The following is a 21,883-nucleotide window of genomic DNA, read 5'->3' as shown; positions in this document are numbered from 1 at the left end:
TTCTTAAATATAATAAAAAGAGTAGCTATTAATTCAAAAATTTAACTACTCTTTTCAAATATAAATTTATATTGATTTTTTAATATTTAAATGAATAATTAATATTATTTTATATAAATTTAAACTTTACTCTTAATAAAGTAGGTATATTGTTATTATTTTTTTTATCTTCAGTATTTACTTCTAAATAATATTCTTCTTTATCATCGACTTTTAGTGTTACATCTTCTTCATCTGGATGTAATGAATAAGTTGTGTTGTTATCTGATACTAATCTAAGTAATATCTTTTTACCTTCATATTCTTTTGAAATTTTTAATTCTTGTTTAAAATTAATATTATTTTTATACTTTTCTAGACTATCAAATTTATTCCAATTCTTTCCTTCATCAATGCTATACTCTATTCCAGTTATATAATTTTTATCAATATTTCTAGGGATTATTAAAAGTTTATCTTTATATAAAGATTTTTTATGCTCAATAATACAATCAATACCATGATATAGTTCGTATCCACTTAAATCCATTCCGTTACAAATAGGCTTTTTTGTATTTTTATCATAAATTTCTATATCATTTTCTTTAAATTTATCATATCCTATTTCTTCTTTTGTTCCATTTTTCATTGATATAATTACTTTTAAATTAGATAAGTCTAATTTTTCTTTTATATTTACTTCCATACTTTTATTATTAGGTGTTTTTATTTCTAAATTATTAATAACATTTCCTGTTTTAAAATCGTTAGCTGATTTATCCATAGCATCTTGAACTGATCTTGCTATTCCTTTAGCACTATATGTAGCACCAGATACTACATCAAAAAGATTGATTTTTTTATATTCTTTTAAATATTCCTTTACACATAAATAAATTTTACCACGCTTATCTTCACTTGAATCCTCATTTGAAATATTCTTTAATTTTTCGGCATAGTTTCCTATTAATTCTTTTCCTTTTTCATAATAGTTATCTGATTTTAAAATTTCATCAATTATTCTATCATGAAGTAACAAATCATTAATTGTTTTTTGAGGATTTTCTTTTAAATAAGGTACTATTTCCATAGCTTTATTTCTAAAAAATTCACCATCATCACCATAATCACCAGACTCTCTTGTTGCAACATTTATGCTCCTTATTTTATTATTTACCAATACTACTTCAGACTTAATGGGTTTACCTGTAAATCCATAACCAATACCATTATAACTACCGTCTAAATACTTAATATTTTTATCAATAGGTAATTCAAAATCTACTTTAGGATTATTGTCAGATACATTATTATTTTCTTTTTCTAAATCAGTTGTATCTTCTTCATGTGTATCTTCTGCAAATTTAAAATTAATTCTTAAAGTGCTTGGAATATTAATATTACTAGCTCTATCTTTATCGCTTACTTTTAAATAATACTCCGTACTATCAGCTTTTAATGATTCATGTCTATCATCTGGTTTTAGTAAATATACATCATTATTAATTGAAATTAATCTTAGTAATAAGTTTTTTCCTTCATGCTTCTTAGAAAGTTTTAAATCTTGTGCAAAATTAATATTATCTTTATATTTCTTTATATCACTAAATCTATTCCATGAATTTCCCTCATCTAGGCTATATTCTATCCCAGTTATATAATTTTTATCAATATTTTGTGGAATTATTAGAAGTTCATCTTTGTATAAAGATTTTTTATGTTTTATTACAGCATAAATACCATGATACGCTTGACGTTTACTTAAACTCATCCCATGATATATAGCTTGTCCTGTATTTCTATCAAAAATTTCTATATCATTTTCTTTAAACTTATCATACCCTATTTCTTCTTTTGTTCCATTTTTCATTGATATAATTATTTTTAAATTAGATAAGTCTAATTTTTCTTTTATATTTGCTTCTATACGTTTATTATTAGGTATTTTTATTTCTAAATTATTAATAATATTTCCTGTTTTAAAATCGTTAGCTGATTTATTCATAGCATCCTGCACTGATCTTGCTATTCCTTTAGCACTATATGTAGCTCCAGAGACTACATCAAGAATATTAGTTTTCTTAGTGTCTTTTAAATACTCCTTTACACATGAAGAAATTTTATTAAGTTTTATTTCTTCTCTAGAATTTTTAGGTAATTCATTTAAACTTTCAGCAAAATCTCCTATTAACTCTTTTCCTTTCTCATAATAATTATCTGATTTAAAAATTTTATCTAATATTTCATCATGAAGTAATAAAATATTAATTGTTTCCTTTGGATTATTCTGTAGGAAAGGTACTATTTTTATAGCAGTCTTTCTAAAGAATCCAGAATCATCACCATAATCACCTGATTCTTTTGTTGCAACATTTATATTCTTTATTTTATTATTTTCAAATATTACTTCAGATTTAATAGGTTTATTAGTAAAACCTGCTCCTACTCCTACATACTTTCCATCTAAGTAATTAAGTTCATTATTGTCTAAATTCACTTTATTATTTGATTCTTCTACAGTATCCTTAGATTCTTTTATACTATCTTTAGGCTTATTATTTAAATTTTCATTATTTTTTTCAGATGTATTTTTATTTTCAGAAAGGTTAGTTGTATTAGAAACTATATAATCTTGAGATTTAGCTTTATTTAAGGCTTCATCCACAGCATTTAATATTCCTCTACTCGAATAAGTTGCTCCAGAAACTATATCAACGCCAGTTGTGCCTTGATTTTTTAATATTTTAAATATTAATCTCCTAGCATTATTGAAAAACTCATCATCATCATTGTGATTAATTATTTCAATATTTACTAATGTACTATTTTTTATTATAGTTTTTACTTTTACATTTCCTTTAAATCCTTCTGCCTCCCCTGTATATTCTCCATCTTTAAACTTATGTCCCTCTAAGAAGTTATTACTATTCTTATTTTGATTCATCCCTATACTAACTTTATTTAATGCATCTTTAATAATATGTTTTATATTAATTGGTGTAGTATTATTCTTTTCAGGTATATTGTTGCTTTTAGAAACTTTAATCGTATCAAATATACCATAATTCTCCTTACCCACTTTATTTAAAGCTGAATTAACGGCATTTAATATTCCTCTGCTTGAATAAGTTGCTCCAGAAATCGTATCTACTCCAACAGTCCCTTGATTTTTCAATATCTTAATGATTACACCTTTTGCTTTATTGAAAAACTCATCATCATCATTATGACTAATTATTTTAACATCAGATAGCTTACCAGCATTTATTATAACTTTTACTTTCACATTTCCTTTAAATCCTATTGCTTCCCCTATGTATTCTCCATCTTTAAGCTTATATTCTTTTAAGTCTATCCTCTTAATATTTTCAGTAATATTATTAGCTTTTAAACCACTAGTTTTGCTACTATTCTTAGATGAGCTAGTTTCTTTATTATTTGCATCTATATTAAAGCCTGCTTTAGATAAAGCATCTTTAACAGCATTTTTTATTCCATTAGAAGTTAAAGTTGCTCCTGAAATAGCATCTACATTAATAGAATTCTCTTTTATAATACTATCAATAATTTGCTTGCCATTTTCATAGTAGTTGGGTGTTTCTGAATGAGAAACTACTTCAATATTTTTAATTTTACCATTCTCTATAGTAACCTTTACCTTAATATCTCCACCATATCCTTTTGAAGTTCCTAAATATGTTCCATCTTTTATCCCATTTAAATTTATATTATCCAATTCTTTTTTACTATCAATATCATCTTTATTTTTGTCATTATTTTCTGTAAGTTTTAAACTTTTTTCTGGAACTTCCACATTCTTTTTATTGAGTATATTGTAAGGATCCATTATTGCAAAAGTAGTTGCACCAATTGCACTTGTAATAAGAATCCCACCAGCAATTATTTTTGATTTTTTTTTCATAAATACTCCTCCTATTTAGCATTTTTCAATGCATTTTCCACAGCTGAAATTATCCCCTTCGAACTAAAAGTAGCACCACTTATTGAATCAACATTTAGACTTTGTTTTTCAATTATTGTGGGTATCAAATTTTTAGCTTCATTTAAATAGCTTTCATCATCTCCAGAGCTTAGAACATCTACCCTTTTAATTTTTCCATTCTGCACTTCAACCAATACATTAGTTTTCCCATTAAATCCTTCTCCTTCCCCCTTAAAAATTCCATCTTTAAAATTAACTGAATTAACAGTAATACTAGACTTTTCATTTTTACTTTCTTTTACATTAAATTCGTTTTTGGAACACGCAGAAAGTACTGATACTAAAACGATAGTACCTATAAAAAAAATAATTTTTTTATTCATTAAAACACTCCTTCAAAATTTTTAGTAAATCTTATATTTCCATTCTTATTTATAAAAATACCTTCTACCCCATCTATAGAATTTATAAGATTCATACCCTCTTTTTCACCAAATGATAATGCTATTGTACTTAATGCATCACCATCCATTGAATCATCAGATATTATAGTTACTTGAACCAAATCATTTTCAAAGGGTTTCCCATTTTTAGGATTTATTATGTGATGATATACCTTGTTATCTTTTTTAAAAAATCTCTCATATATTCCTGAAGAAACAACTGATTTATCACATATTTCTAAAACACCTAATACTTCTCCTCTTTCTGAGAAAGGCTTTTGAATGCCAACTTTAAAACTTTCTCCATTCTCTTTTTTTCCTATGCATAACACATTGCCGCCTAAATTTATTATTCCACTATTTACACCTTCTGAAATTAAATACTCTTTTATTTTATTTGCTATATATCCTTTAGCAATACCTCCTAAATCTATTGACATTCCCTTTTTTCTAAGCTTAATATTATTTCTATCAATCAATATATTTTTATAATTTACCAATTTTAAACATTCATCAATATCTTTTTGACTAGGAATACTTTTTTTTTCACTTTTAAAATTCCAAAGTTTTAAAAGTGGTTGAATGCTAATATCAAAATTTCCATTAGAAAGTTCACTATAATACAAACTTCTATTTATTATGCTTAGTGTTTCATTATTAACATTAAAACCTTTTTCAACATTATTATTTATATTGTAAATATCACTACCCTTTTTAGTTTTACTAAGAAGTTCTTCATAATATTTACATAAGTCAAAAGATTTATGTAATATATTTTTACCTTTATTCAAGCAACAAGATATTCTAATTTCTACGATTGTATCAAAATAAAATCCCTGCATAAAAAAATTATTATTTAAAATCGATTCTTTTTCCATTTAAAACCTCCATTAAATAAATATTGAAATTGATATTGAATATCAATTTCAATAACAATATTACTATCAAAATTTATATTTGTCAAATAATTAATAAATTAACTATTATTCCATTTTCCAAAATCTAAGAAGAAATAAATTTGCGGTGCAATAATACTATACTCAAATATTTTAAAGAATGAAAAAATAGGTGAATGCGAATTAATAGCATTTTATATGTATGGAACATTATTAAACAGTGATAAAAAAATTTCTAAAAAAAGTGTACTACCTATAAAAAAAGCTATAAATCAATGAAAAACAGTAATATTAATTACTAGAAGATGTACTGCAGAGCTAAATGAATATTTTGAAGTTTTAGATGACATACAATATCTTAATTGTGTATCTGGTGCACTTGTTTATGATAGAAAAAGAGAAAAAATATATACTAAGACTTTAGATGTAAAAACAATACAAAAATTGATAGATATTGCTTCTTATGAAGATGATATGGTTCACTTATTAACATGAGAGTCTATTATTCAAAAGTATAATCTTGATAAAAGGGATGCTTACCATATGAGTGTTTATCAAGACATGTATAAAAAAGTAACAATTAAATAGGATGATTTGTGTAAACAATACAATGAGAATGCTTTCCCAATAGAAAAACTTAATATTTATCATACATCACCTGATTCAAGAAATAATACTAAGCAAATAATATTAGAAAGTGGTTTAGAAGTAGAAATGGCTAATTCAGAAAAAAACTCTTTAGAAATTTCAGCAAAAGGAATTGATAAGGGAATAGGTTTAGAACAACTATGTGAATTTCTTGATATTCCATTATCAAAAACAATTGTAGTTGGAGATGCTGATAATGACAAAGGAGCTATGAAAAAAGCTGGATTATCTATTGCTATGGCAAATACCAATGATGATATTAAAAACTTAGCGGATGTTATTGTTTCAGACATGACAATGATGGATGCGTAGAAGCAATTGAAAAATATTTATTAAAATAGATATTCAATCAAAATTTTATAAACTATTTAAAATGTAGAATAATTTGTATAAGTTAATATTCTATATAAGTTATATAACTGGAAATTTTATTTCCAGTTATATTTTTATAATTTTCTTTATTTACATACTAATACCGAATAAATTTTCTCAATTACCTATCAAATCCTTCAAGTGAATTTGTTGTATAAATCATTTAGAATTTTATTATTTTAAAAACCATGTATTATTTTAACTTTTTTCTCATCATTATTAATTCCTTTGGAATTTCATACCCTCTCTTATTATAAAAAACTTCAGCTGTGCTTCCTTTCATAGTCCAAAAGTGAATTAATCCTACTTCCTTTTCCATAAGTATATTTTCTAAAGCGTTTAAAAGTTTTTTTCCTGTTCCTTTCCCCTGTGAACTTGAATCCACAAAAAATTCCTTAACACAAAAATGCTCTCCATCATACCATTGTTCTAAATTTCCTAAAATAACGCCTTCTATTTTTTCATCATTTCTTAAAACAGCTCCCCTAAAGCCTGGAGTTAAAACTACATCATTAAGTCTTTTTTTTGCACTTTCAAAATTCCAAGGTTCATTCCACGGTTCCTTACTAAATGTTTTAACAAAAAGCTCAGCACATTCATTTAAATCTTCTTTTTTAAACTCATATACATTACTCATAATTCTTATTCTCCTATTATTTTAAAATTCAACTAGAATTAAATTAGGAGATGAGTTTCTTCATCCCCTAATTTAATTATTATTCTATAATTTATATATAATATTAAAGATTATATTTTTCTAATATTTCTTTTTTAAACTCTCCATTTTCATAGAAAAGCTCTCCATCTGCATATATTCTTCCACCATTTCTCATGTCACAAAGCATGTCCCAATGAAGTGATGATTTATTTTTACCACCAGCCTCTGGCATAGAATCTCCTATAGCCATATGAACTGTTCCTCCTATTTTCTCATCAAATAGCATATTTCTAGTAAACTTCTTAATTCCATAGTTTGTACCTATAGCTACTTCTCCAAAGTGGCTTGCTCCTTCATCAGTTTCTAATAAAGCCTTTAATAAATCTTCTCCTTTTTTAGCTTTATATGAAACAACTTTACCATCTTTAACTTCAAGCTCTATCCCTTCTATTTCCTTTCCTGCATAAATACCTGGGAATGAAAAAGTAATGTGTCCATTTATCTTATTTTCAACTGGTGATGTAAATATTTCGCCATCTGGGAAGTTTACTCTACCATCACAATTTATCCACTTTCTTCCTTCTACTGAAACCTTAATATCAGTTCCTTCTGCTAAAATATGAAGTTCTTTTTTAGTATCTAAATATCTAACCCATCTTTCCTGCTCTGCGCTTACTCTATTCCATTCTTCCACAGGATCTTCATGGTCTAAAAGCCCTGCTCCATAAACAAAATCTTCATATTCACTAAAACTCATTGAAGCTTCCTGCGCATCTGCATATGTAGGAAATTGAGTTCCACACCATCTTAAAGAGCCATCTCCCATTCTTCCTGAATAGAATTTTCTCCATCCCTTTTCTCCAGCTCTGCTATCTTTTATTTTTTCTGAATCTATATTGCTAAAAGCTCTAGTATTCCTAGCTCCCCATGCACTTAACCAAACATCTGCCTTTTCAAGCATAGTTTCCATTATTAAGTTACCTGATAATAGCTGCTCTTTTGTAGAAAATTTAAGTCTTGCCTCTTTAGCTTCTTCTGATTCTAAAATATACTCAACATGAGCTCCTGCTTTAGTAGCTTCCTTTACTACTTCAGTAAGCCAAGGATTTGCAACCTCATTACAAGATACAAAAACAAAATCCCCTTCCTTAACTCCTGTTGAATAATTTACAAGCAGTTTAGCTAACTTATTTAATCTTTGATCTGCCATATATATTCCTCCTAAACATACAAGTTTATGTATTTTAATTTCTAAATTCTATTTTTATTTATTATTTTTATTAAGAACAATAAATTTTTAAAACTAGTTTTCTGATCTCATCCTAATCTTTTTCTTTCTTTAATATTTAAATTTAAAAAATAAAAATTATAAGTAATAATAATTAAAGGTGTTAAAAGTCCTATAATATTAGAGTAATTTCTATCATATATTTTCTTTAAAATTAATATTGCCATTATTACAGAAAGAATAATATTTAATACAAATAATACTTTTGTTTTCTTTTTAGATAAAATCTTTCCTTTAGCCAGACCTTTTTCTCTCTCCATAAAACTTCCTCCAGTTATGTCTATCTCATAAGTTTTATCTATTAATTTTATTATACTCCTCTAAAAGTTTGAAAACTATATAAATACAAAAGAAGATGGAATAATTATTCCATCTTCTTTTTATGAAACTATATAATAAATTTCTTAAATTAATATTAACTCTATTCTTTTTTAATCAAACCTCTAATTTTTGTTATTATATATCCTAGAATACCCATAATAATTAAGTAGCTTGGAAATATAATATTTAAAAGATCTAAACACCTATATCCAGTTAATGACCATATTAAACCATGAAAAGGTAATGTTGTTAACAAAGATAGCGATGTTAAATATATAAAAACCGGTGTATCTGGTGTACTCCATAAAGAATTCCAAATAGACTCTCTATTTATTGTTAAAGGTATAAATAGTAGAAAAATAATTCCCAAGAAAATTAAAAATGTTTTAAATTTCATCTTAAATATCCATACTAATAACAATAATACTAAACTAAAAGCCAATGTACCTACCCATTCTACTCTTAATGACTCCCTTGTTGTAATTAATTCATCCTTAACAACCAAATTTAATACAATCATATATACTATAGTTGAGATAAAATAAGCAAGTGTTATTTTTCCCACCTCATTAAAGTTCTTCATAAAAATTCTCCTTAAGATATAATATGTCTATGAAAATTTTCTTCATCCTAAAAGTATTAATCAATAATTTAATATAACCCTATATAGATATACCAAGATTTCAGTTAATCATATCATATTTTAAATTATATTTCTCTTGTTTCATTCTTTAGGAATTCTTTTTCCTCTTCATCTAAATATGGTGATAATAAATCATAAACCTTTTTATGATAATTATTTAGCCAAGCCTTTTCCTCTTCATTTAATAACCTTATATCTAATCCTGCTAAGTCTATTGGACAAAGTGAAATAGTTTCAAACTTATAAAATTCTCCAAACTCTTCTGAAGAAGTATCTTTAATAACTACCATTGTATTCTCTGTTCTTATTCCATGTTTTCCTTCTCTATAAACTCCAGGTTCATTAGTTATTATCATTCCTGGTTCTAAAGCTACCTTATTTGGTACTGGACTTATGCTTTGTGGTCCTTCATGGACATTTAAGAAAAATCCAACTCCATGTCCTGTTCCACATTTATAATCAATTCCTTCATTCCATAATGGTTCTCTAGCTTTTATATCAAGGGCTGATCCAGTTGTTCCCTTTAAGAATTTAGCTCTCATAAGGCCTATATGCCCTTTTAAAACTAGAGTATAATCTTTTCTCTCTTCCTCAGTTAATTCTCCTAAAACAAAGGTTCTTGTTATATCTGTAGTTCCATCTAAGTATTGTCCACCTGAATCTATTAATAAAAATCCTATTGGTTCTAGAGTGTAATCACTCTCTGGAGTTGCTGAATAATGCATCATAGCGCCATGTTCTTTATGCCCTGCTATAGTTTCAAAACTAATTCCTTTAAATAACTCACCTAAACTTCTAAGCTCTTCTAATTTATCTGAAGCTGACATTTCACTTATTTCTATCTTCCCAATGTTATCCTTAAGCCATTTCATAAATTTAACCATGGCTACTCCATCTCTAACTTGACACTTTCTTAAGTTATCTAATTCAACTTCATTCTTAATAGCCTTAAACTTAGTTGTTATGTTTCCAAATTCCACAATATTATTTTTATCCTTAATGCACTCGTATAAATAAGCACTTGTCTTGTTTGGATCAATTAAAATCTTCCCTTCTAAATTGCTAATAGCATTTCCTATTTCATCATATGATTTTAAAGTTACCCCTTCATTTAAAAGTTCTTTCTCCATTTTAGCAGTGAACTTTGACTTATCTAAATAAAGATATGCTTCATTTTCTTTAACTAAGGCATAGCTCAAAACTACAGGATTACATTTAATATCATTTCCTCTAATATTATAAAGCCAAGCTATATCATCTAATGAAGCTATAATATAATTATTAGCGCCTAGCTTTTTCATTTCCTCTCTAACTTCTCTTAATTTTTCTTTAGCACTTTTTCCACAATACTTAACTTCATGTAAAAATGCCTTTTCCTCAGGAAGAGCTGGTCTCTCTTTCCAAACTTCATCTAAAAGGTCCTCATCTATTTTTATATTAACCTTATTTTCTTTCTCTAACTTTTTAAAATCTTTATACTCTCCTACTGAAAATACCTTACCATCAAAAGCAATAGTTTCTCCTGCCTTTGCATTTTCTTTAAGCCATTCTAATAAATTTGGCCATCCTGGAATTCTCATTTTAAACATTTCAATTCCAGAACCTTTTAACTCCTCTAATGCTTGTATAAAATATCTACCATCAGTCCACAAAATCCCCTTTTCTAATCCAACAAGTAAAGTTCCTGCTGATCCTGTAAAACCTGACATATATGCTCTTCCCCTGTAATACTCACATACATATTCACTTTGGTGAGCATCCCCACTAGGAATTATATAATAATCAATTCCTTTATCTTTCATGATTTTTCTTAATCTTTCTAATCTTTCAGTCACTTTCATAACTATAGCCCCCTCTTTTAAATCTAAATTGCTAATTTGATTTAACTTTTCAAACCTCAATTTAATTTTCTGCTTTCAATAATAGTAACATAAAAATATTCTCCTAAAAATACCAATTAATAAAAATTAATTAAGTTTATAAGTATAACTTATTAATACTATTAATAATACATCTTAAAAAATTACATATTTCCTTATAAAATTACAATATAAAACATATATATTGGCTACATTATGAAAAAATTGTAAATATACCTTTAAAAAAGGAAGTATCCTATTTAAATCAATTGTTTTTTTATTATAATGTAATCATATTACATTTATTTTAATGTTTATAAAAAATAGATAAGAGTGATCCTTTATGAGAAAATTTTTAAAATCTGCTATAGAATATTTAGCAAAAGATCTTGACTTGGATAAAGAATTATTAGAGCAAATTCAATATGTTGTAATTGTATTGACCTTTGAATTTATTAAATGTATTTCTGTAATTTTAATTGCTGGAATCTTTGGATATTTTAAAGAAAGCTTAATAGTAATTCTTAGTATGTGCTTTATAAAGCCATTTATTGGTGGATATCATGAAGATAGCCAATTAAAATGTTTTATTGCAACATTAATTATTACAACAAGTATAATCATGCTTGTTACTTTTAACAATCTAAATCTATTTAGCATTGTTATTTTAAATTTGTTTAGTATTTTTAGTATTTATAATAAAGCTCCAGTAATAGATAGTAGATTCCCATTGACTAAAGAACATTTAATTAAAAAAAATAAAATATTAAGTGTTACAAACTCAAGTATTCTTTTTTTAATAACCTTAATATTTTTCAAAATTCCATGGGTTTCTCAAACAATAACTTGGACTTTATTGATACAAACATTACTATTATTTAATAAGTATAAAAGGGAGGATTCTTAAAATGAAAAAAACAATATTATCAATGTTAGCATTATTAACTACATTAACTATCAACGCTTCAACTACTTCTTTTGCTACTATAGGATTAGAAGAGATGCCTGAATCTATGAAAAAATCTAGATAAAAATGCATACATCAATATTTTTAGCTGATACGATAAACACTTTTTTACAATGTGTATTGTTTATAAATACAATAAACTTATGTAGTAAAGAAGATTGCAAAAAACCAAAGTCGAAGATGTTATTTTATATATTTCTTTTGTGGACAATGATATCTTTAACAACTTTTTTTATGGGAAATTCCAGTGTTGCAACACTAATTCTTCACTTAGTAATGTTAATCATTGGAGGACTAATATATAAAAAAGATTTTTTAGCTGCAGCTATTGGATTTAGCTTGGTTTATTCATTTATTGCTATAACTTTAATAATTTCATCTTTTGTATATAATGTCTTATCCCAAAGTATATCATTAATAAATGAAAGTAATATATTTTTCATAACTATAATGTATTTTCCTCAGTATATAATTTCCTTTTTAGCTATATATAAGAAGAAAACTATATACTCTATTTACAAAACTATAAAGTCTAGAAATAGCTCAATTATATACTTGTTACTTCTTACAATAGTACTAGACTTTATAGTTTCATTTAATGCTATTATTAACGCAAAGGATAATCCTATATTTACAGAAATAATATTAATATTATTGTTTATATTCATAATATTTATAATAATATATTTTTCTAACATAGAGAAAAAATCAAAAGAAATTGAGCTACTAAATTCAAATTTAGAAAAAAATATTAGCTCCTTAAGAAAATTAAAACATGATTATGGTTCTCAAATATCATATTTATATGGATTACATCTTATGGGAAACTATGAGAAATTAGGAGAATTATTAAAAAACATAATTGATGGCAATGATAATATTATTAATAATATTGTTATGTCTCATGATACTTCAATTATATCAATGATAGTAAATACTATTAATTTAAAAGATATTACTGTGTTGATAGATGAAAATGCTGATTTATTAGAGACTAATGTAAACGAATTAGATTTTCAACGCATAGTTTCTAATATATTAAGAAATTCTGTTGAAGTTTTAAATGGTTGTGGTTCAATAAAAATTAGTACTTATTATAGCTTTAGTTATTTTGTTTTAAAAATTCAAAATAATGGTCCTAAAATTCCAGATAAAATATTAAATAAAATATTTGATACTGGATTTACAACAAAGGAAAATAAAGAAAGTAATAATGGATTTGGACTAGCTATAGTAAAAGAGTTAGTAGAATCATATAATGGAAAAATTCAAGTAAGTAGTACTGATGAATTCACTGAATTTACAATATACTTACCTACAATAAAGTGAGAAAAGAAACAGAGTTCTATATTCTGTTTCTTTTCTCACTTATTTTATAATATACCTAAAAATTATATTAAGTTTTTTATTACTTTAATACCTTCTATGGTTTCATTTTTAATTCCACCTGGAAACTTTTCTTCAGTTTCAAATTCAAAACCAGCCCATCTGTATAACCTAATTGCTTTATAACTCCAAGTCTGAGTTGGTATATACATATCACAATCCCCTTCAATAGATACCATCAATTTAACTCCTTTAGAGATAAGAGCTTTTCCTAATCCTTTCCCTTGATATTCTGGCTTAACAGCAACCCACTCCATAAATGGATATCTTCTTTCCCCTGTATATCTCCACCAAGCTGTAAATGTAGCAATTTTTTCTCCATTATTATTTTCTATAAATATAGTTCTTCTTTCTAACTCATCTATATAAGGTAAATATTTGTTTTTAAAATATTCTTCTCCATCTTTAGTATTTTCAAATTCCAGTACAGATTTTTCTATTTCTGCCCAAGCTTTTTCATCACCTTTTTTAAACTTAACAAATTTAAACCCCTCTGGTAAAGTTTCATTTTTTAATTCTTTTCCCTTTTCTCTCTTTAAAATTATTTTAAAAAATTCTATACTTTTATCTAACATTCTATCCCTCCAAATAAACCATATAACCTATTGAAACTTAATTTCTAGACTTATAGATACTCATTAATAAGACTATAAATAATCGCTTATACCTTTCTATATTTAATTTTATCATTAAACTTATAATAATTTTAATATTACACTACTTTTTTTCATTCTTTATATCTAGATATTAATTGATCCAAAGAAAATAATAATTTAATTAAGTAAATACCTCTTCAACTTAGTATTTGTATATCTACAGAAATCCATATTAATTTGTAGATATTAATTATGATATTATTGAACTCACTTATAAAAAATTATGACAGATTCTTAATATTGAAACCACTCCATATAAAAATTACAATTATGGTGGTTCTTCACTTTATGCTACAATATCTTATAATAGTATATGTAGTTAAGTTTTTTAATAAAAAATATGGTGATTTATATGTAATACTTTATATGAGCATAATAATTTAGCTACAACTTCTTAATTTAATGATTTAAGTATTAAATCAAAATCACAAAAGCTGTAATTAATTTGAGGTGTTTTAAAATGGATATATGTGTTAGACCTGTATGGGCTGAAATAGATTTAGATATAATAGCAAATAATATGAAAGAAATAAAAAACCTAGTTGGTGAAAAGGAAATAATAGCCGTTGTTAAGGCTAATGCTTATGGTCATGGAGCTTTAGACATAGCTTCCACTCTTTTAGAAAATGGTGCTTCTAGATTGGCAGTAGCTATAATCACAGAGGCTGATGAACTTAGGGATGCTGGAATAACTGCACCTATTATGATTTTAGGCTATACTCCTATAAATTTTGCTGAAAATTTAATCAATAATGAAATTGAACAAACAGTTTATGATGTGGAATATGCTAAGGAATTATCTGACTTTGCCTTAAAGCTTGGCAAAAAAGCTAAAATACACATTGCAATAGATACAGGAATGGGTAGAATAGGTTTCCTTCCAAATGAAGAGGGATTAAATAAAGTTTTAGAAATATGCTCTTTACCTGGAGTTGAGGTAGTAGGCTTATTTACTCACTTCTCAACATCAGATGAAAAAGATAAAACTTATACTTATGAACAATTTTCAAAATTAACTGCTTTTAATAAAGCTTTAGAAGACAATGGAATACACATTCCTTTAAAACATGCTTCTAATAGTGGGGCTATTATGGATTTACCAGAAACTTATTTAGACGGAGTTAGATGTGGAATTATTTCTTATGGATACTATCCATCTGAAGAAGTAAAAAAAGAAAACTTAAAACTTAAACCAGCACTTACATTAAAAACTAATGTAGCCTTTGTTAAAGAGTTAGATGAAGATATGTATGTAAGCTACGGAAGAACTTATAAAACTGAAAAGAAAAGTAAAATTGCCACTCTTCCAATAGGATATGCTGATGGCTATTCAAGACTTCTTAGTGGAAAAGCCAAAGTTATAATAAAGGGTCAATTTGCTAATGTTATAGGAAGAGTTTGTATGGATCAATGTATGGTTGATGTAACTCATATAGAAGATGTTAAAATTGGTGATGAAGTAATTCTTTTAGGTGAAGAAAATGGATTAAAATTTGATGCTAATGATATGGCTGAAATTATGGGAACAATAAACTACGAAATACTTTGTATGATCAGCCACAGAGTTCCTAGAATATATAAAAAAAATAATGAAATAGTTAAGGTAAGAAACTATATTTAATAAAAATAGGAGTGTATTAAAATTTATTTTAATACACTCTCTTAATTTAGTCATTAAAATTTAAATAAACCCTAACCTAATTTAATCGTAATTATTTCTAGCACTAATTTTTATTTTGTTTTTTCCTTATCATTAAACACTATTATGAGTCCTAAAATAGCAAACATCACACTAGTGGATGTAACAAAATCATCTGCAGACATCCATGGCATAAATGAAGTTAAAAAAACATATATTTCTGAAAAAATTAATCCTAAAATTGGACTTAATAAAATTATAATATATCCCATAAATCCTCTCCTATAATTAAACCGATTTTTCTAAAAATCTATTATTAAACAAATTTTTTCTTTTTATTATATCTTTAAAATAATTAATTTCTGTTTAAATAAACCTCCCCTATTATATATATGCTCCCTTACAAAATAAAATTCTAATAAAAAACAAAAGAAGCTGTATAAATATAGTTAAATAAATTAAACTTAATTGTACTTAGCTTTTTAATACAGCTTCTTTTCATATAAAAAAATATAATTATTTAATTTTTATTTTATCTTTCAGTTCTTAAAGTTATGGCTTCTTTTGAAGAAAGCTCTCCATTATTATATTTTGCTGCAATTTTAATTATTGTGGTCCCATATATGGGTTATTTCTAGTTTTATCTTTTCCAAGTTTTCTTGATTCCTTAGAGTATCCTATTTCATTAGCAGTTTCATTTTTCATTTTCTCTACTTCTTTTTTAGTTTTTTGACTAGTCTTTTTATTATCTTTGCTGTTTTTATTATTTTTATGAGACAAAGTTAAACACTCCTTTCAAATTAAGTTCTTAATTAGTATTTAACTTTATCAGCTCTTATATCCTTAAAACAACTTTCCAAAACTGTTGACTATTTCCTAAAAATCACTAACACTTTACTTCCTCAAATTCATAATCCTTAGTTACATCATTTACCCATTTTCCACTAATTACCCTATATACACTGGTAAGAGATTTTAATATTTCATCACATTTTATAACTAAGAATACTAATGCAACTGGAAGTTCTAAAACAAATGCTACAAAAAATCCACCTGGAATAGCAACAAGCCACATAAAAATAAGATCATTTATCAAGACAAACTTAGCATCTCCACCACCTCTAAGTACACCCATCATAAAATTACTTGCAAGAGATTGAAATACTATTATTCCTGAAGTTACAGTCATTATTTCCATAGCTATTAATTTTGTTGAATAAGATACATTATAGAAATTAACAACAAATGGCTTTATAAGTAAAATCATAAGTCCTGATATACAACCCATGACAACACTGAAAATCCCTATACTATAGGCATATTCCTTTGCTTTTTCTTTTTTACCTTCTCCTATGGTATTTCCTATAATTACTGCTGTTGCATTAGACATACCAAATATAAAAACTGTTACAAATTGATGAGCAACTCCATTTATACTATTAGCAGCCACAACCTCTGTTCCCATTCTACCGACTATTACAGATATCATAGAAGCTCCAATTGCCCAAAGTAATTCATTACATAAAACAGGAGTACATAGTCCAACATAGTCTTTTAAAATCTCTTTATCAAGTTTTAATAAATGTTCTATCTTAAGTCCAATCTTTCTTTCATATATAAACATAAATACTAAAACTATTAAGAACTCAGTTATTCTAGCACAGACAGTAGCTATGGCAGCTCCTCTTATTCCAAGTTCAGGAGCACCTAAATTTCCAAATATAAAAATCCAGTTTAATATTGAATTTACCACTAAAGAAGCAGTATAAACTATAATTGATATACTAACAGTTTTTACTGAACGAAGCATCATTATTGTACAGTTTGTTATGGAATAGAACAAATATCCTATGCACACAATTCTTAAATAACTTGCTCCAAAATCTATAACAGCCTTATCAGTTGTGAAAATTCCCATAAAGTATTTTGGTAAAAATAATGCTATAAATATGAAAATACCAGTTATTAACAAACACACCCTATACATTATGGCCAAAATCTTATGAATTGTTTTAACATTTCCCTTTCCCCAATACTGAGAAATCATAATATTAGATCCCCCAGCTAGTCCAAACATTAAAATTGTAAGTACAAAAAATAAATTATTAGCTATAGAAACTGCTGATAGTTGAATTTCCCCCAAAGCTCCAACCATCAAAGTATCTACCATACTTACCATAAAGGTTATTAAATTTTGTACTGCTATTGGCAAAGCAATACTAAAAAGTAACCTATAAAATCTTTTGTCTCTAGTTATAATCATAATTAGCCCCCTTACTGAAAATATATTCTTATAAAAGTCAATGTACATTATAGCATTCTGTACTAACTTATAATACGTGTTTAAATTTAACAATATATGAATATTAAAGCAATTTTATTAATATTTTTATTTTTAAATTAATTCTTAATTAAATAAAAGCCCTAAGTTTTAAACTTAGAGCTTTAAAATCTAAACTAAATTATCATTTGCATAATAATAATTTCCATTTATAACTTCCATATCTTTCAATTTTTCAGAATCAATATAAGTTCCTGGTATATAAGTATATTCTATTAGTTTGTTTTTCCCTAGCTTGTCAGAATATTTAGTAAAAGCTAGCATGTACACATCATTTATTTCTGAGGTGTATGTTTTTTCTGGTGCGTAAGCATTCATCTCCTTAAAAAAATCACTTACATCTTGGTATGGAGCTATTAAATAAACTTCATCCCATTCAAAAGCTATATTTTTATTTAAAGAAATTAAGTCTAGCTTTTTGTCCTCTTCACCTTCTATAATACTTATAACTTCTTTGTTTAATGACTTATTTTCTCCAACATAGTCATTATGGTACAACCCTAGATATACTATAGATATTAAAAATATTATTACTAAAGTTGTAATAGAGATAGCAACCTTTTTCTTCATACAGACCACCTCTCAAAAATAAAATTTCCTTTTAAAAAAAGTAAGATATATTTTACTATATCTTACTTTAATTTTACCACATATTACATAATCATTATATACTTCAACATAATTTAATATTATAACTACTCTTATACTTAAATTAATCATAATATTTTCAAAATAAAAACTTATAAGTCACTATTATTTTTACATGTACTTTAAATACAACATATACCTTAAATGTATTTTACCTTATTATTTTCTTGCTTTTTGTATTTTCACTTTTTTACCCTTTATAGTAACTTCCTTAAAGCTTTTTAAAACTTTATCACCCTTTCCATTTAATATATCAACATAAGAGAAACCATCTTGAACATCTATTATTCCAATATCTTCCCCTGTTAAACCTGGTAAGTTACTAAAACATCCAACAATGTCAAAGGCTCTTATTTTCTTTTTCTTTCCGCCATTAACATGTATTTTAACTATATCACCATGGACTTCTTTCTTAGGTTTTTCACTCTCTTTTAATTGAACCTTTTGACTTTCCTTAAATATTTTTCTTCCAGCTTTAACTTTTTCATCAGAAGGAAGACTTGCTTTTCTTATTTCATAGCCAATATACTCTTCAACATTCTCTAAATATTTCTTCTCATAATTATTTACAAAGGTAATAGCCTTTCCTTCTCTTCCTGCTCTACCAGTTCTTCCTATTCTATGAACATAGCTTTCTGTTTCCATTGGAACCTCATAGTTTATAACAAGTTCTATACTATCTACATGAATTCCTCTAGCAGCTATATCAGTACAAACTAATACTTTAAAGTGCTTATCTCTAAAGTTTTCCATGACCTCAATACGCTTCTTTTGCTCCATATCTCCATGAAGTTCATTACAAGTTATCCCCTCATCCTTAAGCATTTTATAAACAGACTTAACCTTATTTCTTGTATTACAAAATACTATAGCACTCTCTGGATAATAAGCATAAAGGCATTTCCATAAAGCTTTCCCCTTATTTTTCTCCTCTATTTCAATTGCACTTTCTTCTATTCTATCTCTATTAAATATTTTTGATTTAACCTCTAAAAGCATAGGATTTCTCATATACTCTTCACATATTTCCTCTATTTCCTTAGAAAATGTAGCAGAAAATAATGCAGTGGTTTTGTTTAATCTTAATTCTCCTAATATGTCCTTTATTTGATCAATAAATCCCATTGAAAGCATTTTATCAGCTTCATCTATGACTACATATTTAACTTCACTTAAGTCTAAAGTTCCTCTTTCCATATGATCAAATACTCTTCCTGGAGTTCCTACTACTATATGTACTCTTTGTTTAAGCTCTCTAATTTGCTCATTAAAAGGTTGTTTCCCAAATATAGCCGCACATCTAACCTTTTTTATTCTTCCTATATTAGAAAGTTCATCTTTAACTTGAATTGCTAACTCTCTAGTTGGTGTTAAAACTAGACACTGAACCTTTTTTTCTTCAATATTTATCTTTTCACAAACAGGTATTCCAAAACTTGCAGTTTTACCACTACCAGTTTGAGATTTAACTATTATATCTTCACCCTTTAATAACTTTGGAATAGAAGCTTCCTGAACCTCTGATGGATTTTTATATCCTAAATTATTAAGTGCTTTAATAATATCCTCACTTAAATTTAATTCATTAAATTTCATATATTATGTTTATCTCCTTTTTTAAAACTTTATTAGTCTTCTTATAGTTATACCATATATTCATTTTTTCTACTAATTTTAATTTTTAAAATCCTAATAAAATAAGATAATATTGCATTTTCCCATAAATCATAAAGAGGGAAACAGTTAAAATTCTTAAGATTAAAGAAAATAATATAATAATATTTTTTCTCCTTTATTAACTTATATATTTTAAAATATCTTATTATAAAGAATTTTCTTTATAATAAAAAAGTGAACACAAACAATATATTTTTTATTGCTTATGTTCACTTTAAACTATCTATCTTTAAGCAAGTATTAAATTTTATTTTCACTCTATGGGTCTATATCAGTTTATAATTTTTATAAAAAGTTATTTTGATACACGACCATAAACTTTATTTTAAAAGTCTAACTACATTTTCAGTTGTTAATTCTAAATTTCTACTTCCTTCTTTTAAAGCTTCATCTAAAGTTGAAACTCCAGTCATTATACTAAATATACTCTTTATACCTATTTCATAAAGGCCTTCTATTCCCTCTCCAACTTTTCCTGAAAAAGCAATTGTAGAAACTCCATTCTCCTTAGCTACAGTAGCAACTCCCATTGGTGTTTTTCCGTATATAGTTTGATCATCTATACTTCCTTCACCAGTGAATACAAAGTCTGCTCCCTTTACCTTTTCAGCTAACTCTGTATGTTTTATTACAAGCTCTATACCTCTTTTTAATTCTCCACCTAATAGTAATAAAGCGGCACCTAATCCTCCAGCAGCACCAGAACCTTCTATGTGTGAAACTTCTTTTCCTAGGTCTTTTTTTATTACTGAAGCGTAATGAGCTAAATTATTATCTAATTCTTTAACAATCTCTTTAGTTGCTCCCTTTTGAGGACCAAATACTGCTGAGGCTCCTTTTTCTCCTACTAATGGATTAGTTACATCACAAGCTACTTCTATTGATACTTCCTTTAATCTTTCATCTAAAGAACTTAAATCAATACTTTCTATATCCTTTAATGCTCCTCCACCAAAGGCTATTTGATTTCCATCCTTGTCTAAAAGTTTTCCACCTAAAGCTTGAAGCATTCCACATCCTCCATCATTAGTGGCACTTCCACCTATTCCTATAACTAAATGTTTTATTCCTTGATCTAATGCAGCCTTTATAAGCTCTCCAGTTCCAAAAGTTGTTGTTATTAAAGGATTTCTTTCTTCTCTCTTAACAAGTTGAATCCCAGAAGCACTAGCCATTTCTATGACAGCAGTCTTTCCATTACCTAAAACTCCATAAAAAGCTTCCACCTTGTTTCCTAAAGGTCCAGTAACATTTACTCTTTCAATTCTTCCAAAGGTAGCATGAACTAAGGCTTCTACAGTTCCCTCTCCACCGTCAGCCATTGGAACCTTTATGCATTCTGCATCTTTAAAGACCTTTTTAATTCCTCTTTCCATAGCATTACAGGCTTCCATTGAAGTCATACTTTCCTTGAATGAATCTGGTGCTAATACAAATTTCATCTTTATTTCCTCCTACTAGATTTTATCTTAACTTTTCATTTTAAAACCCACTGTGCTTTTACTAAAAACTCTTTTTT

19 protein-coding genes and 1 pseudogene are annotated in these 21,883 nt (G+C 26.5%); 5 read left to right on the top strand and 15 right to left on the bottom strand.

Annotation, left to right across the window (positions count from 1 at the left end; genetic code table 11):
* Positions 1 to 109: 109 nt before the first annotated feature.
* From ACYUCG_RS01565 to ACYUCG_RS01555, 3 genes are read right to left on the bottom strand one after another with little or no spacing between them, the layout of a single operon-like run.
* Complete coding sequence (locus ACYUCG_RS01565) at positions 110 to 3,901, bottom strand: FMN-binding protein (protein WP_283679137.1); 3,792 nt, start codon at positions 3,899 to 3,901, stop codon at positions 110 to 112.
* Positions 3,902 to 3,912: 11 nt separating this feature from the next.
* A complete protein-coding gene (locus ACYUCG_RS01560) occupies positions 3,913 to 4,305 on the bottom strand; it encodes an FMN-binding protein (RefSeq protein WP_283679125.1) in 393 nt (130 codons plus the stop codon).
* Positions 4,305 to 5,243 carry an FAD:protein FMN transferase gene (locus ACYUCG_RS01555; protein WP_283679118.1) on the bottom strand — a complete coding sequence of 313 codons (939 nt, stop codon included), beginning with the start codon at positions 5,241 to 5,243 and terminating at the stop codon, positions 4,305 to 4,307. The genes ACYUCG_RS01560 and ACYUCG_RS01555 overlap by 1 nt, the downstream gene beginning before the upstream one ends.
* A gap of 306 nt (positions 5,244 to 5,549) precedes the next feature.
* On the opposite strand from ACYUCG_RS01555, the pseudogene ACYUCG_RS01550 reads away from it, so the two are divergent.
* Positions 5,550 to 6,221, top strand: a pseudogene (locus tag ACYUCG_RS01550) (HAD hydrolase family protein).
* A 253-nt stretch (positions 6,222 to 6,474) separates the two neighbouring features.
* Here ACYUCG_RS01550 and ACYUCG_RS01545 read toward each other — a convergent pair.
* The 5 genes from ACYUCG_RS01545 to ACYUCG_RS01525 form a co-directional block, all read right to left on the bottom strand.
* Positions 6,475 to 6,918: a GNAT family N-acetyltransferase gene (locus ACYUCG_RS01545; RefSeq protein ID WP_460267917.1), complete on the bottom strand. Its 444-nt coding sequence runs from the start codon at positions 6,916 to 6,918 to the stop codon at positions 6,475 to 6,477.
* A 103-nt stretch (positions 6,919 to 7,021) separates the two neighbouring features.
* Positions 7,022 to 8,149, bottom strand: coding sequence for an aminopeptidase (locus tag ACYUCG_RS01540; RefSeq protein ID WP_060795653.1), 1,128 nt, complete (start codon positions 8,147 to 8,149; stop codon positions 7,022 to 7,024).
* Between the two features lie 107 nt (positions 8,150 to 8,256).
* Positions 8,257 to 8,487 (bottom strand): hypothetical protein, encoded by a 231-nt coding sequence (locus ACYUCG_RS01535; RefSeq protein ID WP_060795655.1) that lies wholly within the window; start codon positions 8,485 to 8,487, stop codon positions 8,257 to 8,259.
* A 161-nt stretch (positions 8,488 to 8,648) separates the two neighbouring features.
* A complete protein-coding gene (locus ACYUCG_RS01530; protein WP_060795657.1) occupies positions 8,649 to 9,131 on the bottom strand; it encodes a hypothetical protein in 483 nt (160 codons plus the stop codon).
* A 125-nt stretch (positions 9,132 to 9,256) separates the two neighbouring features.
* Complete coding sequence (locus ACYUCG_RS01525; protein WP_460267916.1) at positions 9,257 to 11,032, bottom strand: aminopeptidase P family protein; 1,776 nt, start codon at positions 11,030 to 11,032, stop codon at positions 9,257 to 9,259.
* A 361-nt stretch (positions 11,033 to 11,393) separates the two neighbouring features.
* Between ACYUCG_RS01525 and ACYUCG_RS01520 the strand changes: the two genes are divergently transcribed.
* The 3 genes from ACYUCG_RS01520 (at position 11,394) to ACYUCG_RS01510 (ending at position 13,346) form a co-directional block, all read left to right on the top strand.
* Positions 11,394 to 11,957: an accessory gene regulator AgrB gene (locus ACYUCG_RS01520; RefSeq protein WP_139933049.1), complete on the top strand. Its 564-nt coding sequence runs from the start codon at positions 11,394 to 11,396 to the stop codon at positions 11,955 to 11,957.
* Between the two features lies 1 nt (position 11,958).
* Positions 11,959 to 12,081: a hypothetical protein gene (locus ACYUCG_RS01515; RefSeq protein ID WP_257722256.1), complete on the top strand. Its 123-nt coding sequence runs from the start codon at positions 11,959 to 11,961 to the stop codon at positions 12,079 to 12,081.
* A gap of 170 nt (positions 12,082 to 12,251) precedes the next feature.
* Complete coding sequence (locus ACYUCG_RS01510) at positions 12,252 to 13,346, top strand: sensor histidine kinase (protein WP_242862234.1); 1,095 nt, start codon at positions 12,252 to 12,254, stop codon at positions 13,344 to 13,346.
* A gap of 62 nt (positions 13,347 to 13,408) precedes the next feature.
* On the opposite strand, the gene ACYUCG_RS01505 is transcribed toward ACYUCG_RS01510, so the two are convergent.
* Positions 13,409 to 13,978 (bottom strand): GNAT family N-acetyltransferase, encoded by a 570-nt coding sequence (locus tag ACYUCG_RS01505; RefSeq protein WP_283679065.1) that lies wholly within the window; start codon positions 13,976 to 13,978, stop codon positions 13,409 to 13,411.
* A 541-nt stretch (positions 13,979 to 14,519) separates the two neighbouring features.
* Here ACYUCG_RS01505 and alr point away from each other — a divergent pair.
* Entirely contained in the window at positions 14,520 to 15,680 is a 1,161-nt protein-coding gene (gene alr, locus ACYUCG_RS01500; protein WP_265884742.1) for an alanine racemase, read from the top strand.
* A gap of 110 nt (positions 15,681 to 15,790) precedes the next feature.
* Here alr and ACYUCG_RS01495 read toward each other — a convergent pair whose 3' ends face one another.
* The 6 genes from ACYUCG_RS01495 to ACYUCG_RS01470 form a co-directional block, all read right to left on the bottom strand.
* On the bottom strand, positions 15,791 to 15,970 hold the full coding sequence (locus ACYUCG_RS01495; protein ID WP_110034946.1) for a hypothetical protein: 180 nt from the start codon (positions 15,968 to 15,970) through the stop codon (positions 15,791 to 15,793).
* A gap of 334 nt (positions 15,971 to 16,304) precedes the next feature.
* Complete coding sequence (locus ACYUCG_RS01490; RefSeq protein ID WP_003454088.1) at positions 16,305 to 16,478, bottom strand: small, acid-soluble spore protein, alpha/beta type; 174 nt, start codon at positions 16,476 to 16,478, stop codon at positions 16,305 to 16,307.
* 106 nt (positions 16,479 to 16,584) lie between these two features.
* Positions 16,585 to 17,961: an MATE family efflux transporter gene (locus ACYUCG_RS01485; protein WP_265884436.1), complete on the bottom strand. Its 1,377-nt coding sequence runs from the start codon at positions 17,959 to 17,961 to the stop codon at positions 16,585 to 16,587.
* A 189-nt stretch (positions 17,962 to 18,150) separates the two neighbouring features.
* Positions 18,151 to 18,609, bottom strand: a complete 459-nt coding sequence (locus ACYUCG_RS01480; protein WP_003454082.1) for a hypothetical protein — start codon at positions 18,607 to 18,609, stop codon at positions 18,151 to 18,153.
* Between the two features lie 237 nt (positions 18,610 to 18,846).
* Complete coding sequence (locus tag ACYUCG_RS01475; RefSeq protein ID WP_460267915.1) at positions 18,847 to 20,283, bottom strand: DEAD/DEAH box helicase; 1,437 nt, start codon at positions 20,281 to 20,283, stop codon at positions 18,847 to 18,849.
* Positions 20,284 to 20,684: 401 nt separating this feature from the next.
* Complete coding sequence (locus ACYUCG_RS01470) at positions 20,685 to 21,806, bottom strand: glycerate kinase (protein ID WP_003465955.1); 1,122 nt, start codon at positions 21,804 to 21,806, stop codon at positions 20,685 to 20,687.
* Between the last annotated feature and the right edge of the window lie 77 nt (positions 21,807 to 21,883).

This window comes from Clostridium sp. CTA-17, assembly GCF_054767895.1.
This window is presented reverse-complemented; position numbering and strand designations above follow the sequence as displayed.

Bases quoted from the DNA above. Each gene is read 5' to 3' on its own strand.
- ACYUCG_RS01565 (WP_283679137.1), bottom strand. From the start codon at position 3,901: ATGAAAAAAAAATCAAAAATAATTGCTGGTGGGATTCTTATTACAAGT.
- ACYUCG_RS01560 (WP_283679125.1), bottom strand. From the start codon at position 4,305: ATGAATAAAAAAATTATTTTTTTTATAGGTACTATCGTTTTAGTATCA.
- ACYUCG_RS01555 (WP_283679118.1), bottom strand. From the start codon at position 5,243: ATGGAAAAAGAATCGATTTTAAATAATAATTTTTTTATGCAGGGATTT.
- ACYUCG_RS01545 (WP_460267917.1), bottom strand. From the start codon at position 6,918: ATGAGTAATGTATATGAGTTTAAAAAAGAAGATTTAAATGAATGTGCT.
- ACYUCG_RS01540 (WP_060795653.1), bottom strand. From the start codon at position 8,149: ATGGCAGATCAAAGATTAAATAAGTTAGCTAAACTGCTTGTAAATTAT.
- ACYUCG_RS01535 (WP_060795655.1), bottom strand. From the start codon at position 8,487: ATGGAGAGAGAAAAAGGTCTGGCTAAAGGAAAGATTTTATCTAAAAAG.
- ACYUCG_RS01530 (WP_060795657.1), bottom strand. From the start codon at position 9,131: ATGAAGAACTTTAATGAGGTGGGAAAAATAACACTTGCTTATTTTATC.
- ACYUCG_RS01525 (WP_460267916.1), bottom strand. From the start codon at position 11,032: ATGAAAGTGACTGAAAGATTAGAAAGATTAAGAAAAATCATGAAAGAT.
- ACYUCG_RS01520 (WP_139933049.1), top strand. From the start codon at position 11,394: ATGAGAAAATTTTTAAAATCTGCTATAGAATATTTAGCAAAAGATCTT.
- ACYUCG_RS01515 (WP_257722256.1), top strand. From the start codon at position 11,959: ATGAAAAAAACAATATTATCAATGTTAGCATTATTAACTACATTAACT.
- ACYUCG_RS01510 (WP_242862234.1), top strand. From the start codon at position 12,252: ATGGGAAATTCCAGTGTTGCAACACTAATTCTTCACTTAGTAATGTTA.
- ACYUCG_RS01505 (WP_283679065.1), bottom strand. From the start codon at position 13,978: ATGTTAGATAAAAGTATAGAATTTTTTAAAATAATTTTAAAGAGAGAA.
- alr (WP_265884742.1), top strand. From the start codon at position 14,520: ATGGATATATGTGTTAGACCTGTATGGGCTGAAATAGATTTAGATATA.
- ACYUCG_RS01495 (WP_110034946.1), bottom strand. From the start codon at position 15,970: ATGGGATATATTATAATTTTATTAAGTCCAATTTTAGGATTAATTTTT.
- ACYUCG_RS01485 (WP_265884436.1), bottom strand. From the start codon at position 17,961: ATGATTATAACTAGAGACAAAAGATTTTATAGGTTACTTTTTAGTATT.
- ACYUCG_RS01480 (WP_003454082.1), bottom strand. From the start codon at position 18,609: ATGAAGAAAAAGGTTGCTATCTCTATTACAACTTTAGTAATAATATTT.
- ACYUCG_RS01475 (WP_460267915.1), bottom strand. From the start codon at position 20,283: ATGAAATTTAATGAATTAAATTTAAGTGAGGATATTATTAAAGCACTT.
- ACYUCG_RS01470 (WP_003465955.1), bottom strand. From the start codon at position 21,806: ATGAAATTTGTATTAGCACCAGATTCATTCAAGGAAAGTATGACTTCA.